Genomic DNA, 17,453 nt, shown 5'->3' on the forward strand with positions numbered 1-17,453 from the left:
TGTCGTATCGGTCATGGAGGTGACGATATCTTTGAAAGCTGCAGTGCCCAGCCCGTCGAACTTAACTTTTAGTAATCCCTGAATCGCCTGATAAACCTGAGTATCATCATTCGGGTCAATCGTAATGCCCGCTTCTTCACACAGGTGTACCAGTTCACGCTGCAGGGTGTTCAGCCATGCGGACATCACCCAGGTACAGGGAATTTGTTTTTGCGGGTCGCCGTCCGTAAATTCACCGTTAGCGTCTGCTGTATTTGTACTGCTTCCTATTTTTTGCATGTGTTAAATCCTCGCCAGTGAAGACGATTAGTCGTGTTTATCAGATCAGTGAGAAAAAATCAGCAGGGTTTCAGACGGGGAGTCGCGTGTCAGGGTGCAGACCATCTGCTGGTAAGCGTCATAATTATCCACCGTCACCGGCGGGGAAATAACCGCCACATTCCAGGTAAACGGCCAGTCCCCGTGATCCAGGGGCTGACCTGCCCCCGACATCCCCGCCCGGAAGGGCCGGTATTCTGTGATCCTGACGGTGAACCCGAGTTTACGGGCAACGTCTTCATAGTAGGTCCGGGATAATGCGCCAGTGGAGGTCAGCTTCGCCACCACGGCACGCCTGCGGGCGTCAGTGTTTTCATCATTACCACGGACACACGGATCAGGCAGTCCCAGCGTCAGCTCCCACTCAGGCAGAAAGGCATCTGCCGTGCCGGGGAAGGCACCGGCCAGCAGCGCCAGCGCGTCCGCATCGCTCTGTCGGTAGCCTTCGGCAAGGGCACGCAATACCGCCACCTGCACAGAATCGCGGCTCCGGGACCAGGCCTGCCCTGGAGGCATCAGTGCCAGCAGGGCGCAGGTGTAGTCATCCGTACAAAATCGGCCTGGATTCATGAGTATGTGACCTCCCCGGTAATGGCGAGCTCTCCGACACCCGGCGTGATGTTGTTCACCGGCGCGGTCAGCAGAAATCCTTTGGTTCCCGGCACTCCGGCGATAGCGAGCTCTATTGATGAGAGGTCAATGACCACCGGCGGGGTGTCAACAGCGGGTTTAACACCCGGACGCCCCTCATTAAAAAACACCTGATCGATGGCCGCCTTAATCGCCGCTCGGGTTTCCGCAGTCGCCGTACTGATACCGTTTATCTCAAACGCCACCGGCAGGGGGACTGGCGCGCAGACCCAGACCTCCGCCGTGACGTTATGCAGCGGATACAACGCATCTGCCACGCGCCCCTGGTCTCCGGTCGCGACATTCGCGTTCACCGGTTCAAAACGGGATACGCCGTTATGACCGACAGGAAAACCATCAGGATGACCGCTCACCCCGTCACACATAATGTAAATCCCGACCGTACCCGCGCCCGTTAAGCGCCGGACAACCCAGGCTCGGGTGATCCCCGGCACCTCAAGCGCCCAGCGTTCATAATCCGTATCGTTACCGCCCTGCGCTGTATCCTGCCAGGCCAGCAACATTCGCGCCCGGAAGGCGTCCTCATCCTCGATGTCGGCACCTCCGGCGATGGCCACCACAGCGCTGACACCGGACTCCACACCGGCGATCGCCACATCCAGCGTCAGCAGGGTCCCGGCTGGGGCATTTCCCGCATCCCCGCCGCCCGTCGGGTCGGTCGCCGGATCCGGAAGGACAGCCGTTATCGACCCGGTCCCTTTACCGCCGGAATCAAGCTGCACCTCAGTATCAAGCCTGTACTCATATCTGATCATCGCGACGTGCCAGCCTGTCGGTGAACAGACTGATGTAAATGGCCGTCTGCAGGTCATCCCCCTGCTGCAGATCGCCCTGCACCACAGCCCAGTCAGCCTCGCTGCCATCCGGTGCGGGCCAGAGAGTACGAATGTCGCTCATGGTTTGTCCCCCGTGGGGTCAGTGGTTTTGGTGGAACTGCCGGACTGAACGCCTTCCAGATCGTGATCGTGTCTGATATAGGCTTCCCGGAGCGATTTCAGCGTGGTGGTATTGCCCTCGCAGTTGTCCTGGATGTCACCGGTGCACTGCAGCAGTGGGGTTTTCATCATCACGCCGGCAGTCGCCTCAATCGTCACCTGAGTGGCCTGCTTCACATCCACCGCCTGGCCGTTCGCCTGTACCTCGATACCGCTTTCGGTAAGCTTCACAAACTGGCCCCACTGGTTATAAATCACCGTTTCACCGGGAGTCAGCCCGCTGTGCCGGTAGGCAGAATTGTTGGTGGCAATCACAATGCCGGAAGACCGGTCACCGCCAATACAGGCAATCAGCACCTCTGTGCCTTCAGGCAGTCCGGACGAAAAACCGAACTCCGCCATGCGCGGCGTGCTGCCCCTGACTTCCACCGGATGCTGGTACTGAAGTGCCTGTACACCGCCCGCATCGTTCATGGCCGTTACTTTGCCGGTGGTGAACGCCATCATGGATTTGCGGTACAGCACCCTGACCCTGCCCTCAAGCTCACCAAGCTTTTTCAGGAGAGTCAGATATATCGGCTCTCTCATTTGTAATTAAGCTCCATAATGTTGCTGTAGAACTGGTATGGCTCCACCATGAAGGCCTGCGGCGGCATCAGCACCATCTCCGCTGTCGTCCCGCGCTCGTCCTTCTGAAAAGTGATCTCACCCAGCAGCCAGGCATCATTGTCAAGATTCAGCTGGGGTGCCGTGACCGGAATAAGGGTATTCGGCTCCCACAGTTTCCCGTCGGTATCCCGCCAGTTGTCCACGGTCACGTGCAGTACCCGTGAACGGCCAAAGCGCCGGTTCATCTCCCAGTTGATGTACTGCTGCGCGGCACCGTAGGTATTGAGCGTGCTTTCTATCAGTGTGACCAGATTGCGGTAACGCATGGCGGCCATCTCCGGATCGGCTGCAGTGGCAAGCGTAACGGAGGCATAACCGTCACCCGGAGAAATTTCGGTCACGGCCGTCGTCGGCATTGAGATACCGGTATAGTCGGAATACCGGCCATCGCCGGAACTGTCATACCATGCGGCCTGAATGTTCTGACCCACGGCCACGCCACTGGCAGCTTTTCGTGTGCTGACCCGCGTCAGAAACAGACTGCCATCCGGCAGGTCGTAATAGAGCAGCGCCGCCCAGCGCATCATCCTGTCAATCACCTCCTGCGATGACTCCCCCCAGTTCAGTGAGAACTGCGGCACGTTCTGCAGATCGGTCACATCCGTTCCGACGCGGATCCCGTAAGGCGCGGCAAGCTTCTGTGCTATCTGCAGCGGCGTGGCGTTTTCAATCACGTTGTTGGGCCATATGGCCGAGCAGTCCACCAGATCCTGGCACTTTCCGCGACCCGACGCATGGACTTCATGGCGTGACGGCCCAATCGCGGAACTCCACCGGTCAATATAGCCGGTCACCACCGGGTCATTGCCCAGACGCACCACGCAGGCCTCTCCTGGCGTCACCAGCTGTTTTTCTCCGGAGCCAGGGTAATAATCCATCAGTGAAAGGGAAAAATCAGAGGGTAAATGTTCAGTGCTGCGCGTGACCCGGACCTGGTCCCAGCCGGAAATTTCTCGTCCGCTGACTTCAAGCGTTAACTCATCGCTCATTCGCTAAGTGCCTTAAAGGTATGCGGCATAAATGCCGGGTGAACAGGATCCACCATGTCAGTCAGGGAGTCTGAGCGACCGGCATCCTGATAAAGCCGGCTGGCAAGATAAAGTGCCGGGAGGGAGGCACCAAACCGCTGTTGCACCAGGGGGGCAAGACTTGCGCCCCTGTCCCGGAGCAGTGAAACAGTCTGCGAACGCAGTACCATCAGTGCTTCATACAACCGGTCCTCACCGTTATCACCGGCACTGAGCATCGCGCTGTCGAGCGTGTCGCTGACAGCATCCAGTAGTGCGATCGCATCGTCATAGCTTCGCAGCGGGACATGTGCGGCGGCGTCAGCCATCGCACCGGCACTCAGAACAGTAAAAAAACGTACCGCTATACCCGAGACCACCGCCCCTCCGCCCGGTGGATGCCACTGCGGATCGGTAAAGCCTGAAAGCGTCTGCATGGTATTCACACAGTCCGCCGGTGAGGTGATGGCCTGCTGAAGATTATTAATCACGTTCAGGGTGTCACTGGCGTACGTTTCAGGTGTCGTGTCCTGCAAAAGTGAACCGAGTGACGCCTCAACCGCCCTGGTATTCTGCGTGGTGGCCGCCAGCGTCGCCTGCACGACGCCTGAGGGGGAGGTTCCGCTGTACGGACCATGGTAATACCGCCCGCTGGTATCACGGCTGAACGTGTTATGCAGGGAGTTACCGAGATTACTGGCTGAATGCAGGGTACTGGTGACGCTGCGGGCCCAGAAATCAGCCGTGTTGTGCAGGGTTTTCATCGTGCCACTAAACCAGTTCAGCGTCCCGTGGATCTCACCGATAAAACTGCCTGCCGCCTCCGCGGCGACGGACAGCCAGGACGTCTGTACCGTGGAGGCCGCATCCGCTGAGCTGGTGATGGCAAAGACCCGCAAACCCGATTCAATCACCGTCAGCGTGAACGGGAAGACATTGCCCGCCAGCGTGTCGCTGATTTTTAGCCCGCCGTCCGGTACGCTGACGGTAAGTTCCCCCAGCGTCGGGTGAACCAGCGTCCCGGCACTGCCTGTTTCACAGGCGGCTATCAGGGAATCCCGCTGCGTCATCACATCCGGTGCGGTATATAACCGACTGCTCTGCACCAGAAATCCCCGCAGCGTGAATTTTCGCGTACTGCGGCCGATGTCCTCCACCCAGGCCTGGTCACGGTATGGGTACTGATGAACCGCCTGACGGCGGCCGTAACTGCCGTCCCCGCCTTCCACCGCAAACGGCACCCCGCGAAAGGAGGCTTTATGCAGGTGTTCGGACCATTTCCAGCTGTCACCGGACGGACCAGACAGCGCATCGGATGCGGCTGCGGCCGCGTCGTGGATCAATGTCATTTTTTCTCCGGATACAAAAAAGCCCGCAGGATGCGGGCAGCAGAGGAATAACGGTGAACCGTCATGTCATTATGAGGACATGGACGTGGTGACGCGCGCGCCAAACGGAACCAGAAATCGCTTCTGCTCTCCGCTTGTGCCTGTCAGCGTAACTTCCAGTTGGGTTTTCCCGTCCTTACCAGCCTGAGCGACAATCTCCCGCAGGGCTTTTGTCAGTTCAGCTGTCTGATCGGGGGTGATAATACCGGTTTGCTCATTTGTCTGTGCCTGGCTACGCCGGGCCTGCAGGTAATCCGGTACGCTCTCTTCGCGTCGCCGGGGGTCAGCAGTGGCATCATCCGCTCCGTAACCGAAAGGCTGGTTACGTTGCGCCATCAGATAATCCGGGTCCCTTTTTCCGCTCCACCGGGGGTCGAAAATGGCGTCATGTATCCCGGTATCAATATCCTTCTGGCTGAAAGGCTGCGTCCCCTGCTCATGCTTTATCATCGCCGGTAACAGTCGCTTCAGCGCATCCGGTGAGTGCAGGTCGATATTCTCGCCGGGTTTGAATCCTGAATCGCGGGCCACATCCTGGATGTACGCGTCAACATTATTCTCACTCGATGGCGCAAACGTTTTAATCACATCCTGAAGGCTGTGCTTCCCCCTGTCGCCATACAAAAATAACTGCCTTGAGGCGGCGGCCAGACCATCTTCATCCGACCCGAAACGGGAAAACGTACCACTTTTTCCCGCAAAGACTTTGCCGGTTTCATTCGACGCGGAACGCAGGTTCACCGGGTTATGATTACGCAGACCCAGCGCATTATTCCTGGGTTGATCAAACAGGGTATTATTGACAGGTGGAGCGCCACTATTCCCCTGGTGGGTAACGATGTTCATATCCTGCTGAAGCTGGCTGGCCTCGTCCGTGGCCCGGTAGCGTTCATCGTAGCGTTTTCTCACCGCATCCGTCATAAAGCCGGCATCAACCGCCCCCCGCTCTCGCCGGGAAAGACTGTTATAAAGCTTTTTATCCCCCTGGATTCGCCGCAGCTTTTCCGCGTCAGCGGTGCTGATAAACCCGAGTGCATGGGAAAGGCCGGTCAAATCACCGTGCTGAAAGAGATCGGAGATCCCTTCCAGTCCGTCTTTCACGCCAGACTTCAGGATCCTGTGCCCCCCAACGGTAAAATCTGACATAAGTTTATCCGCCAGCCCGTTTTTGGTTCTGTTTTTCAGCCCCTCCCATGAAGCGCTTATTTCATTCAGCGCATCGTTCAGCCCGCTGAGTTTCTGCACTGTGTCGTCAGACACCGTCAGCCCCAGCTTGGCTCCCATGTCAAAAAACGCGTCAGCCACACCTCGCAGCGCTTATAGTCCCGATATGACAGCTTCCTCACCGCCGGGCGTGGCACACCGGATACCAGCGAAATGAGCAGCCCCATCCCCGTAAGAGCGCTTTTCTCCTTTTCCCTTTCACGATAGAAATTATCGACCTCATCGAGCGTGGGCTCTTTGAGGATAATTTCATGGTATTCCATGAGCCCCTTGCCAACCGAAACCGGCTGGCTGAGGGTAATGGTTTCCTTATCGGGTAATTCATAAATATCTGTCATATCAGCTCTCCTTCACGCTGCCGGTCATCCCTTCCCACTTAACGGTAAACAGCGCCTCTTCACTGTCCACCTCCTGTGCATCGGTGGTCCACATCCCGGCACCGGTCAGCGTCTTACCGTTGGCAAGCTCCACCACCAGGGTGACGTTCGTCATGTCGTTGTAGTCCGACAGCACCGTGTTACCGGCATCACGCACCTGGCAGGAGATATACGGCGTCACAAATGTCTCTTTGTAGCCGTGAATGCCATCCATGCCGATGAGCGATTCACGCTTGACGCGCCCCGTGGCGTATTTGAACTGGCCGCCCACCATAATGGTGGTGCCGTCCACCGAGACGTAAGCCGTCCCGGCCAGTAAATTGTCACTCATGATTTATCCTCAGGCTGCAGGCTGCAGACGGAACTGGTTAATCAGGGCCACGATACGCAGCTGGTTCACCAGGATGCCATCCCACAGCACGTCCACGCGGTTTGGATTGTCCCTGCTCTTTGTGACCTGAAGCCCGACCGCAAAGGCGTTACTGTCCTGCACATACCCGTCAAACTCCAGCTGGGTATATCCAGCCCCTCCCCTACAACGGTAATGGTGCCGGTCATCATGGCGTTGGCGGCCATCCACTCCTGACGACGGTTCAGCACATCAATCTGGTCCGTCATCTCAAACATCATGTTTAACGCGGCTTTACGCTCGTCCATACGCGCCTGTTTGTCGTCCGGGTCATCGACATGATCGTCGCCGTCATCGTCTTCACCGTCCACGTCAGTATCACCATCCGCGCGGCGGGATTTTGCTTTGGCTTTCTTCGCCTTACGCCCCTGTTTATCCGGACTGTCCGGGTCTTCCGGATCATCCCCCGCGTCAGGGTCGTTATCCGGGTCATCCGGATTGTCATCCACGCGACGGCCGCGCGTCTTACCCTGCGGTTGTTTGTCGTCCTCCAGTTCCGGATCGTCCTGGTTATCCTCTTCCAGCCTGCGGGAGGCTTTACCACCGAGAAGGTGCCCAAATTTAAACATGACTTACTCCTGTTGTTGTTAACAGCTCATAAAACGCGTCATCCGGGGAGAGCACGGCATCAGCAAAACCGAGTCTCACCCCTTCTTCCGCCAGCAGGCACGCGGCCTGAGTGTTACGGACCACGGAGGCCGCCAGTCCGCGATTGCGGGCAACGGTGTCCACAAACAGCACACCTGCAGCATCCACTTACCGAACTGCACTACCAGCAGGCCCTTAAGCACGGATTTTGTAATGACCGTGACATCGTGCGCTATCTGGCACTGGCGAGCGAACTTCACCCTGACTTTATGGGGGAGACCTGGGCTAAGGCCATCATGAACGAACCCGAATATACCCGCTCCGGTAGCCGTATGGACCGGTTGTACAGCAAAGCTGTTGAGATGATGGATGACGCTTAAAACAAGGACGATGGCATGAGCGAGAATAAATCGGCAACGCTGGTGAGCAGCAACGACGCTGCAGAAAAGAACTTTTCCACTGAGAATAAAATCTCCGGCGGCTGTGTTAAATGTGGCTGCGAGGCGCTGATTCATTACCAGTATGACTCCGGTAAGCCAGTTCCTGATGCGCCCTTTGTGCTGACCGACAGTAATGGCACGCAGATTAATGGTAAGACAGACGCTGACGGCCTTTGTTTTATTTACGACATGGGGTGTGGCACCTTCGAATTACTGCTGGATGAAGGCTCGGATACCTTTGAGCCGGATGAAGTGGCCACCAGTAACCCCGTGCTGCAGGACACTCCTGAATATGCCCGTCTGGCGGGCGAGTACTTCACGCTGTTTCTGCTGCTGCGCCAGCAGGGACTCCTGGAATATGATGCTGAAGACAGTAGCGATAACCAGGTCGCAGTTAAAGATACCGGCTGGCTGGGCGGGATATTTTCGACTATTCCTGAAAATTACCGTGATGCGTATGTGCGTTTTCGACAGCTCGACCGGCAGGTTAATCAGGGTAACCTCGCGCTCAAACAGGCCATCAATAAAATCCACCACCGTCTGGCCGCAGAAGTGGCTGACCATGTGGGGGATGATAACACCGCGCTTATGTTGTTCTGCCAGATTGCCCTGGGCTTTGTACCTGTGGTCGGGCAGGCCATTGATTTTTATGCCGTCGGTGAATGGGCATTGGACAGCTGGAAACAGCCCGATACCCTGAATGACCCGCTTCATATTGCTGATGGTGTACTCTGCGCCATCGGGTTCATCCCCGGCCTGGGGGATGCCATTAAAGTCTCCGGGCGGGCTATCCTGCGTGGCCTCGAAAAATCCCACCTGCTCAATTCCGGTGATATCCAGTTCGCCATTCGCACTATCAGGGGACTCTCTGACGGCAATCTCGTGAAGGGGCTTGGTTATCTGCAGGGGCAGCTTAAACATTATGGCGCGCAGGCCAGGGCGTTGTTGTCTGAAATACATACAGCGCTGTCCAAAACGCTGACTGACGCGGCCAGTAACAGCTGGATTGTGCAGATGATTCACACGGAGTTTCGTGCGCTGGTGGATGCGCTGGGACGACTTATTGAAAAATTTGATGCTTCATTGGCGTACATCACGGCCAGGTTTGATGCGTTTATCGCGAAAGTGGTTACCCGTGTGTCTGATTCTGCACGTCCTAAAGGCAGTTATGGCCGCAAAAATGCCGAAGGGATCTCAGCCGCAACGGTATCGGTGAATGCAGGCCGCAACCGGGGAGAAGTCGCGGATAAAACCCGGCTTCAGCAGGACGCGCTGAAAAAGGATGAGACCTGCCAGACCTCTGGCAAACATTGCCAGACGGAAGGTGAGCCGGTTGATATGGCGACCGGGGCGGTTGTGGACTGGCGTACCGATTTCTCTGTTCCAGGATTCTTTCCGCTGGAATTCCGTCGTTTCTATCGCTCCACCGGCGAGCGTCATTCTGGCCTGCTGGGTTCGCTCTGGCGCTGTCAGTGGGATATGCATCTGACCCTGGATAACGGGCTGATTACGCTGGTGGATGGAGAGTTCAACCAGCATGTCTTTGCTTCGCCGGATGAGGGGCAGCACCAGCGGGCCGCTTCCGGGCCAGAGTGGCGTCTAAGTCGTGAACAGGGGAAACTCCGGCTACGCAACGTCAACGGCGACCGTTATGAGTTTGAGTATGCTCAGGGGAAACAGCTCTGTCTGACCTCAATGGAAGATCGGGCGGGTAACCGTATTATTCTGCTGCGCGACCGGGGAACGTTACGCTGGATCGTGCTGCCGGATCGGCGTCTTATTTTTGCTGAAACTGATCATAACCGACTCACCACGTTGAGACTGTGCGATAAGGATAAAAACGCGGTCAAAACGCTGGCAACGTATCGCTATGATGCGCAGGGGCATCTGCTTGAAGTACGTGCCGGTGAAGGACGGAGTTTCGATTATCGTTATTCACCTGAAGGCTGGATGTTGCGCTGGAACGATCTGTCGCAAACGTGGGTGGAGCATACTTACGACAGCAGGGGGCGTGCGCTTACCGACAGAACCTCCGGCGACTACTGGCGTGGACGGTATGTCTGGGATGATGAGACCCTCACCGGCCACTACCATAATGGCTTTGGTGGGGTCGTGAGCTATACACGGGACCAAAGAAATAACATCCTCTGTCGTCGTCAGGCTGATGGCGGGGAAACCTGTTTCGAATGGCTGGACGGCGAGCTTGCGGCACAAACTGACCCGCTGGGCAACCGCACAGAATACCTGCGAAATTCGTGGGGGCAGGTCGTTGCCGTTACCCGGCCAGACGGTAGCAGCCAGCGCTATGATTACGACGACGAAGGCGTATTACAGACATATACCGATCCCTGTGATGCGGTCTGGCAGTATGAGCATGATCCGCAGGGGTTGCTGTTGGCAGTTCAGGATCCGGAGAACCGGCGCTGGGAACAACGCTGGACAGAGCGGGGACAACTGGCCTCCCTGTACTCTCCGGACGGTCGTGAACAGCACTGGCACCATAACGCGTTCGGGCTGAGAGAACGTATTGAATCAACGGGTCTCCCCACGCAGCAATTTCTCTACGATAAACAGTATCGTCTTATCGAACGCCGGATTGTTCCCGTACATGGGAAAATGCTGTACCGCCGCTGGGAATACAAAGGGCGCTCTGAAGCGCCCTGCCTGATGCGCGATGAAAATGGTAATGAGCATCATCTCTCCCGGGATGCAGAAGGGAATCTGACGGCTGTTCGTGACTCAACGGGGCGGCTTCAGCGCTTTGTTTACGGCGCATTTGATAACCTGCGGGAGGTCACGGATCCGGAAGGGGCGACGGTACGACTGCATTACAACGCGGAGTCGGAGTTTGCCGGAGTGACCAACAGTCAGGGAAAAAAGTGGTTATATCGTTTTGATTCCAGTGGTCGGTTGAGCGAAGAGCAGCATTATGACCGTCGGGTATACCGGTACGAGCACGATCTGTGTGGGCAGGTTACAGCGCGTCTGGCGCCGGATGGCAGTGCGCTTCGTTACCGGTATGATGAAAATCAGCGCCTTGTTGAAACCACAGCTTATCGTCCTGGTGGTGAAATCGAAGGGATCACGTGTTTCAGTTACGATGCGGCAGGGCGGCTGTTGAAGGCTGCCGGGCCGGATGCGGTGGTGGAATATGAATGGAGTCCGTCTGGTCGGGTGGTGTGCGAACGGATTAACGGCCAGGAGATTCGTTCTGTCTATGACGAGACAGGACAGCGTATTCGTGCGGAGGGAATGTTAAACCCGCTGGGGATGGGCTGGCATCAGGGCCGTCTGGCGTCACTGTCTGTGGGAGAGCACCAGCCACTGATGTTCAGCCACAACGCTTTGGGTCTTGAACAACGACGCAGCAACAGCCAGGGATTTGCGCTCAACCACGAGTGGAGTGATAGCGGATTGCTGTTGCGGCAGACGCTGACGCTGACGCCAGACAGCGGGCGGGTGAATGACCTGCTGGAACGTCGCTATCAGTACGATGCATTGTCGCGTCTGACAGAAATCCGTGACAGCCACTGGGGCTACCACGAATTCCGACTGAATGGCAACGGGCAGATAAGCGGAGAAAAACGCGTCCGGGGTGAACGGCGTCAGGTCCGGATGTTTGGCTATGACAGCGAACTTAACCTCGCTGAAATACAGTCTAAGGTGGCAGAGCAGGAGTCTCTGACCACTCCACCACCACTGCATAAAGAGCATACGCAGTATGATGTTGCAGGCCGCGTGATACGCCGGGGAGACACGCTCTGTCGTTATGACGAATGTGGCAGGCTGATTGTCAAAAGGCGTGAGCGCGATGGCTTCAGGCCGGAGGAAACGCATTTTTCATGGGATGCGAACGATCATCTGATTCGGGTACAGCGTCCTGACGGTGAAAGGTGGCGCTATCGCTATGACGCGTTTGGTCGGCGGGTGAGTAAAACCCGCGAGGGGAATGTGGACTCAGCGCGCAGCCTGCTGCAGGTGGATTACCGCTGGGATGGTGATCACCTGGTGGGTGAGCAGCAATGGCTGGTTGATGGCAGTGCAGCCCGTGTGGTGCAGTGGGTGTATGAACCGGGCTGTTTCCGGCCACTGGCACAGGTGGAAAAGCAGGGAGAGACGACCCGTCTGCACTACATCGTGACGGATTTGACCGGCACGGCAAGGGAGCTGTGCAGCGAAGACGGTGAAGTTCACTGGCGCGGGGAACAGGCGCTGTGGGATGGATATAGGGAGACGAAAACGCCAATATCCCATCCCATGTTCCCGGGGGATGCGGCTAACGATGAAGTCAGCTGCGACCTGCGTTATCCTGGTCAGCTTTATGATGCCGAAAGCGGGTTATACTACAATCGGTATCGTTATTACGATCCGGATCTTGGGCAATACCTGTCGTCAGACCCGATAGGTTTAGCTGGTGGGATAAGGCCACAGGGGTATGTGCATAATCCGCTGGAGTGGATTGATCCACTTGGTCTGATTCCTGGAAAACCGCCTAACTCTCCTGATCCAATCAAATGGGTAGCTAAAGGAGGCTCTGTCGAGAATGAATCTGACGGAACATGGGTTTATAAAAATGCTGCTGGTACGACGGTTCGTTATCCTGATGGGTATCCTGACTTTGGCCCTCATGCAGTGCAACAGGTTGATGTTCCAAACCTTATGGGAAATCATGGTCGGAGCCCATTAGGTGATTTTGGTAAAGCTGATGCATTGGCTCCAAATAGACCTGCTGATTATTTGAATAATACATGGCATCATCATCAAAATGGAATTACGATGCAAGAAGTACCCAAAAGTGTGCATTCTGAATTTACACATAAGGGTGGCATTTCTAATATTAAAAATAAAAAATGTAGTTAACTTTGGAGGTTTGATGGCAATCATAAAATCATTTGGCACTAGTGATTCAAATATCCTGAAGGTTGAATCCACTTATGGAATTATTCTTCCTAAAGATTATTTTGAATTTTTGACTCGGTTCAATGGGATGTTTATTGGTTCGGGTTCTTATTGTACTATTCCTTTTCCCATGGTTGATAATGGTGAAGTGGATTTTCAGGAAATGTATGGTATCGATACTAAAAATGAAACTCTAAATCTGGTAAAAGCAAACGAAATACGAGATGAATTTGTTGCTTTTGATAACCCTTTTGTCATTGGTGCAGATCCTGGTGGAAATTTGTTTTTAATTAATGGAAGTGGGGTCGATAAGTCAATTTATTATTGGGATAGAAGTCATATACATTTTGATGATGGTTTCTGTCACCAGGAACTTAGTGGGGAAGGTAATGTTTATAAAATTTTTAATACATTCACTGCCTTTTATAACTCTATATTGTCCAATGTCGGTGGGGATGTCAGGGTAAATATCGAACTTTTGTAAGTTGCATTATAATTTTATCCTGGAACTGGTCACAGTATATCGTGATTGATTTGATCGGCTCTGCGAGAGGGTTGTGCTGAGAAAATCCACAAGAGGCTAACGGTCGAATGTAGGATGGTGGGTTGTCGCGGGATGTGTTTGCCCTTATATGGGATGGGCCTATCAAGGTTATAGTTTGCAGATTTATGTAACCATGCTGAATCGGTAAGTCGAGGTGTAAATGAAAATATTTGAAAGTCAAGTTGCTGATTTGCTTGTTTCACATGGTCAAATTGTGCTTCGCTCAAGGGCTTTTGATGAGGCTATCAGCCGATGGGGGACTGTAAATATTGAACAGGTGCGATTATTCATCCTGATTATTTGATCCTTTGCCAGAGGATGCTTTTGGAGCAAGTGTGAATATCAGGTTGGTTAATGATTTTATCATCTCTGATGATACGCAACGCTGTGTTGTTGTACCTTTTGAAGTGAATGATAATAATGAGTTTGTTGTCGCTTCAGCTATGGAGGCTGTAAGAGTAAATCTAGACCTTACTTCAGGGATGTATTCGATTTACTTTGAAATTTGTGAGGGGCGTGAGGTCTATTATAAATTTTCATTCGTACCTGCTGATGTTCCTGTCGCATCGATGTACCTCATGGATGAGCCATGGGGCGGAGTCAAAGGAAAGAGAATTCATTGTGGTAATTTGTAAATATTAGCAAGCAAGTCGATGAAGAGTAGAGATGCCTCACCTGAACAAATAATTTATTAAATACGAGTTAACGGGGAAATAATGATTCGTCATATTTTATTTATTACGTTTACTGATTGTGCACTGGCGGAACAAATACTGGTTGTCAGAACGGCATTTCTGCAGATCCCCGATCGGATTGAAGGCGTTATCGGTGTGGAATGGGGCATCAACAATAGCCCTGAAGGCAGGAATAGCGGCTTCACACACTGCGTGCTGATGACGTTTGCCGATGAAGCTGCCCGCCTGCGGTATTTGCCGCATCCGGCCCATGAGGCGCTGAAGGTCATTTTCAGGCCCATCCTGCGGGACATCATTGTGCTGGATTATACGGCTGAGCCCTGAATTATTTTTTGGAAGACTGGTAACCCGATGGATTTGAGTGAAATGACACAGACGATGACGGATGACGCCAGACGCATTATCCGGGCGTTCAGCGATGCGCCGGTGATGACGTTGCAGGCGGTCACCACCATGGCTGGCCTGAGTGAGCACACTACCCGCTTCATCCTGGAGCAGTTACGGCAGGTCGGGTGGGCTCAGGAAACGAATGGGCGGTGGTGTCTGACAGAGGATCAAGGTGCGTACCTGTCCGACGATATTCTCCTTCTAAAAAGGATAAATGATGCCCGGTGATAACACACTGCATGGAAATCACTTTGCTCTCTGGACGGTGAAGATTTTATCCTTTCTTGAGGATCTGTAGTCAAGAGGTTTTTCTGGCCAATGGATCCGTGCTGCACAGGAAGTTACGTTAAATAAAAACCTGTGAAGTGACTTGTTTGTATGAATTTTTTTCCTTTTTTATCGCTTGCTCGGGAAATATAAATATAATTGAAATGCTCTCGTTTTTATCTTTTTTAAATTCATCCTCTACAATTAAGGATTGATGATGGTTTATTTTTATGAGTGTTCTTTATTTGTAATTGTCGTCTATGTGTTTTTAATGTTATCTATTAAATTAATATTCTTCAGATATGTAAAAATGGAAATGATGTGTTATAAAAAACACCCAGTACTACATTACATATGCGTTTTGGCAAGTACCCAAGAAAATCTGCATATAAGAAAATCTCGAAACATATTGAGCATGTCCTTATCGATGCAAAAAACAATGGATGTAAGATAATGACAATATATAGTCACCTTATACGTCGTGGAAATGAGAAAAGGATAATGGTTTTTTAAATCAAGAAGGAATGAGTATGATTTCTTTGGATTAAAAATCTACACCATTAGGACATAAGGTTATTACTCAGATTGAGAGTGTGTTAACTCGATTTAAATTACCAAAGATAAAAAATAAAGTGGTTTTTTGGTGATAAGCCTAAGTGAGTAGTCGATTCTCTATGAATGTCTGAACAACGATTATGTTATATATGACACCTGCTGTGACTGTCGATGTGAGGCATTTACGACATGATGCATACACATTTCATTTTACCTTTCAATGTGTATTAAGATACTCACGCATTAATTGAATTCACCAGCTATTGTTTTCCGCCCCGCTCAGGGATGTTATTTTTTTAGGATAATTACATGAATGAAAATACACCATTCAGAAACGGTCGGAGCCTGTGGACAATTACGGATCTGACTTATCTGGAGGAGCACTATAAAACCATGTCACTCTCCGAGCTCGTGCAGGTGCTGGGGCGAACACCGGTGGCGATCCGTCTTATGGCTGGTAAGCTTGCGTGTCGGAGAAACATTCCGCGCTGGACTGATGAAGAAGAAGACATTCTCCGTAAACATTACGTTAATGGTGCAGGGATTGCTCATATCAGGATGCTTCTGAAAGGTAAAACTAGAGCGTCAATTTTTACCCGAGCTGCCATTCTGGGGCTGACAAGCGGTAGATACTGGAGGGAGGAGGAGCTACGCGTTTTGAGAAAGCATTATCCTGACATGGGTAATAGCGTGGCGGAGTTGTTGCCTGGCAGATCACGTAATTCGGTCGGGGTTACTGCGAGGCGGTTGGGGCTTCGAAAAAGTCTGGACTGTGCTAAAGGTTATCGTCCCTGGAGCGATGACGAATGGGCATTGCTTGAAAAAAATATGCATCTGAGTGCGGCTGAACAGCGGGAGATGCTCTTTCCGCACAGAACAAAAAGAGCAGTGGAAAAAGCACGCTGGACTTTACGTCGAAAGCCCTTGGGTAACAGAGAATAATTCAGCACTTGTATCGTCCCGGCGATAAGCACACGAAAGTGGTGGTGACACCAACTTAGTATTTTTGCTTTTCGCTACTCTCTGAAAAAAAAGAGCACAGTAATGAAAGGACGCCCAGCCATATAAAGTTGCAGGACAGAAGGTCAATACAGAAAAAAGGATATGGAAATGCCAGATACGATCCACGATGTGGTGGCAGAGAAACTGGAACATGCAGGATTATGGCGCAGGGCTGCGGCCCGCTGGCTGGATGTGATGCAGCTGTGCAAAACGGATACGGAGCGGGAGCTGGCCCGGCGAAGACGAAACCAGTGTCTGGTCAGTGTTTCACGCCCGGCACCGGAAGGAAAGCTGGGTATTCATGCCATCAACCGGGCGGCCAGCCGTACGCAGGAAAGAATGGGTATCAGCCAGCCAGACGGGTCGGCATTCAGAATTAAACCACAGAAACACAGGGATAAATAATCCCAGGTAAGCTGGATGGGGTTGATCTGGTTGACTCTATGACTCTCCCTGTCACATTTTTTGCCTGATATTCCCTCAACACACTGGAGATGTTGCCATGTCAAAGTTAACTGTTGTTCTGCTGAGCGCTACGTTGTCCCTCTTCGCTACAGGTACATTCGCAGCTGTTTCGCCCTCTCATTTGAATCAGCCCGTTCAGCATGCACAGGCTGGTACGCTGAAACAGGATGCTGCGAAGGCATCGAAGAAACACGCGAAAAAGAAAGCGGTGCGTAAAGCGAAGGAAAAAGCGGTTCACTCGCTGGTGAAATAATGCATCAGGGCGGTTTTCGTTAATGGAAAACTGTCCTTTCATTAAACTATTTGTTGAATAAATACATCTGGCGGAATGATTATTATTCAATAATAGGTGGTAATTTTTTTAACAAAGCATAACCAATAACACATTCTGAATATTTCAGCGTTACAGTCTTTGTATTCAAAAAGGAATTTTCATGCATAACTCCGAATCCATGAATGCTGATGAATTTAATACGCGCTCACGGGTTGCGAAAAAAAGCACGCTGGTCAGTGTTGCGGTGAATATCTTGCTGTCATTTTTTCAGATAACGGTGGGCGTCTTTTCCGGTTCTCAGGGACTGATTGCTGACGGTATACATTCCCTCTCGGATTTAGTCGCCGATTTTGTTGTGC

The 17,453-nt window shown here is 52.7% G+C and carries 21 protein-coding genes and 2 pseudogenes; 11 read left to right on the forward strand and 12 right to left on the reverse strand.

Annotated features, from left to right (window positions below; all coding sequences use genetic code 11):
• The 12 genes and pseudogenes from AAIR21_RS26290 to AAIR21_RS26345 form a co-directional block, all read right to left on the reverse strand.
• Window positions 1–279, reverse strand: a pseudogene (locus tag AAIR21_RS26290) (hypothetical protein); the annotation flags it as partial.
• 45 nt (window positions 280–324) lie between these two features.
• Complete coding sequence (locus tag AAIR21_RS26295; protein WP_434682617.1) at window positions 325–888, reverse strand: YmfQ family protein; 564 nt, start codon at window positions 886–888, stop codon at window positions 325–327.
• Entirely contained in the window at window positions 885–1,724 is an 840-nt protein-coding gene (locus AAIR21_RS26300) for a baseplate J/gp47 family protein (RefSeq protein ID WP_434682618.1), read from the reverse strand. Before AAIR21_RS26300 ends, AAIR21_RS26295 begins: the two co-directional genes overlap by 4 nt.
• Complete coding sequence (locus AAIR21_RS26305) at window positions 1,711–1,866, reverse strand: hypothetical protein (protein ID WP_434682619.1); 156 nt, start codon at window positions 1,864–1,866, stop codon at window positions 1,711–1,713. The genes AAIR21_RS26300 and AAIR21_RS26305 overlap by 14 nt, the downstream gene beginning before the upstream one ends.
• Complete coding sequence (locus AAIR21_RS26310) at window positions 1,863–2,492, reverse strand: phage baseplate assembly protein V (RefSeq protein WP_131631874.1); 630 nt, start codon at window positions 2,490–2,492, stop codon at window positions 1,863–1,865. Before AAIR21_RS26310 ends, AAIR21_RS26305 begins: the two co-directional genes overlap by 4 nt.
• Entirely contained in the window at window positions 2,489–3,562 is a 1,074-nt protein-coding gene (locus AAIR21_RS26315; protein ID WP_434682620.1) for a phage baseplate assembly protein, read from the reverse strand. Before AAIR21_RS26315 ends, AAIR21_RS26310 begins: the two co-directional genes overlap by 4 nt.
• The gene (locus AAIR21_RS26320) at window positions 3,559–4,929 is read right to left on the reverse strand and encodes a DNA circularization protein (protein WP_434682621.1); all 1,371 of its coding nucleotides are present in this window, start codon (window positions 4,927–4,929) and stop codon (window positions 3,559–3,561) included. The genes AAIR21_RS26315 and AAIR21_RS26320 overlap by 4 nt, the downstream gene beginning before the upstream one ends.
• Before the next feature lie 69 nt (window positions 4,930–4,998).
• Window positions 4,999–6,228: a hypothetical protein gene (locus AAIR21_RS26325; RefSeq protein WP_434682623.1), complete on the reverse strand. Its 1,230-nt coding sequence runs from the start codon at window positions 6,226–6,228 to the stop codon at window positions 4,999–5,001.
• 2 nt (window positions 6,229–6,230) lie between these two features.
• Complete coding sequence (locus AAIR21_RS26330; protein ID WP_434682624.1) at window positions 6,231–6,530, reverse strand: phage tail assembly protein; 300 nt, start codon at window positions 6,528–6,530, stop codon at window positions 6,231–6,233.
• Between the two features lies 1 nt (window position 6,531).
• Window positions 6,532–6,900, reverse strand: a complete 369-nt coding sequence (locus AAIR21_RS26335) for a phage tail tube protein (RefSeq protein ID WP_025203551.1) — start codon at window positions 6,898–6,900, stop codon at window positions 6,532–6,534.
• 9 nt (window positions 6,901–6,909) lie between these two features.
• Window positions 6,910–7,095: pseudogene (locus tag AAIR21_RS26340) on the reverse strand (phage tail sheath subtilisin-like domain-containing protein); the annotation flags it as partial.
• Between the two features lie 444 nt (window positions 7,096–7,539).
• Window positions 7,540–7,734: a hypothetical protein gene (locus AAIR21_RS26345; protein ID WP_434682626.1), complete on the reverse strand. Its 195-nt coding sequence runs from the start codon at window positions 7,732–7,734 to the stop codon at window positions 7,540–7,542.
• 59 nt (window positions 7,735–7,793) lie between these two features.
• On the opposite strand from AAIR21_RS26345, the gene AAIR21_RS26350 reads away from it, so the two are divergent.
• The 11 genes from AAIR21_RS26350 to AAIR21_RS26400 form a co-directional block, all read left to right on the forward strand.
• Window positions 7,794–7,946 carry a hypothetical protein gene (locus AAIR21_RS26350; RefSeq protein WP_434682627.1) on the forward strand — a complete coding sequence of 51 codons (153 nt, stop codon included), beginning with the start codon at window positions 7,794–7,796 and terminating at the stop codon, window positions 7,944–7,946.
• 15 nt (window positions 7,947–7,961) lie between these two features.
• The gene (locus tag AAIR21_RS26355) at window positions 7,962–12,866 is read left to right on the forward strand and encodes an RHS repeat-associated core domain-containing protein (RefSeq protein ID WP_434682628.1); all 4,905 of its coding nucleotides are present in this window, start codon (window positions 7,962–7,964) and stop codon (window positions 12,864–12,866) included.
• A gap of 13 nt (window positions 12,867–12,879) precedes the next feature.
• Window positions 12,880–13,389, forward strand: a complete 510-nt coding sequence (locus tag AAIR21_RS26360) for an SMI1/KNR4 family protein (RefSeq protein WP_434682629.1) — start codon at window positions 12,880–12,882, stop codon at window positions 13,387–13,389.
• A 220-nt stretch (window positions 13,390–13,609) separates the two neighbouring features.
• Window positions 13,610–13,753 (forward strand): hypothetical protein, encoded by a 144-nt coding sequence (locus AAIR21_RS26365; protein WP_434682630.1) that lies wholly within the window; start codon window positions 13,610–13,612, stop codon window positions 13,751–13,753.
• A gap of 31 nt (window positions 13,754–13,784) precedes the next feature.
• Window positions 13,785–14,084: a competence protein ComJ gene (gene comJ, locus AAIR21_RS26370; RefSeq protein ID WP_434682631.1), complete on the forward strand. Its 300-nt coding sequence runs from the start codon at window positions 13,785–13,787 to the stop codon at window positions 14,082–14,084.
• Window positions 14,085–14,165: 81 nt separating this feature from the next.
• On the forward strand, window positions 14,166–14,468 hold the full coding sequence (locus AAIR21_RS26375; protein WP_434682632.1) for a Dabb family protein: 303 nt from the start codon (window positions 14,166–14,168) through the stop codon (window positions 14,466–14,468).
• 27 nt (window positions 14,469–14,495) lie between these two features.
• Window positions 14,496–14,759, forward strand: a complete 264-nt coding sequence (locus tag AAIR21_RS26380; RefSeq protein WP_434682633.1) for a hypothetical protein — start codon at window positions 14,496–14,498, stop codon at window positions 14,757–14,759.
• 903 nt (window positions 14,760–15,662) lie between these two features.
• Window positions 15,663–16,295 (forward strand): hypothetical protein, encoded by a 633-nt coding sequence (locus AAIR21_RS26385; RefSeq protein ID WP_434682634.1) that lies wholly within the window; start codon window positions 15,663–15,665, stop codon window positions 16,293–16,295.
• 168 nt (window positions 16,296–16,463) lie between these two features.
• Window positions 16,464–16,760, forward strand: coding sequence for a PerC family transcriptional regulator (locus AAIR21_RS26390; protein ID WP_042866749.1), 297 nt, complete (start codon window positions 16,464–16,466; stop codon window positions 16,758–16,760).
• Window positions 16,761–16,857: 97 nt separating this feature from the next.
• The gene (locus AAIR21_RS26395) at window positions 16,858–17,073 is read left to right on the forward strand and encodes a hypothetical protein (protein WP_422701952.1); all 216 of its coding nucleotides are present in this window, start codon (window positions 16,858–16,860) and stop codon (window positions 17,071–17,073) included.
• A gap of 181 nt (window positions 17,074–17,254) precedes the next feature.
• Window positions 17,255–17,453: cation transporter (locus AAIR21_RS26400; protein WP_434682637.1), on the forward strand; the 199-nt coding region annotated here is incomplete at its 3' end.

It is taken from the genome of Enterobacter sp. PTB (assembly GCF_051130085.1).
Lineage (GTDB): Bacteria > Pseudomonadota > Gammaproteobacteria > Enterobacterales > Enterobacteriaceae > Enterobacter > Enterobacter ludwigii.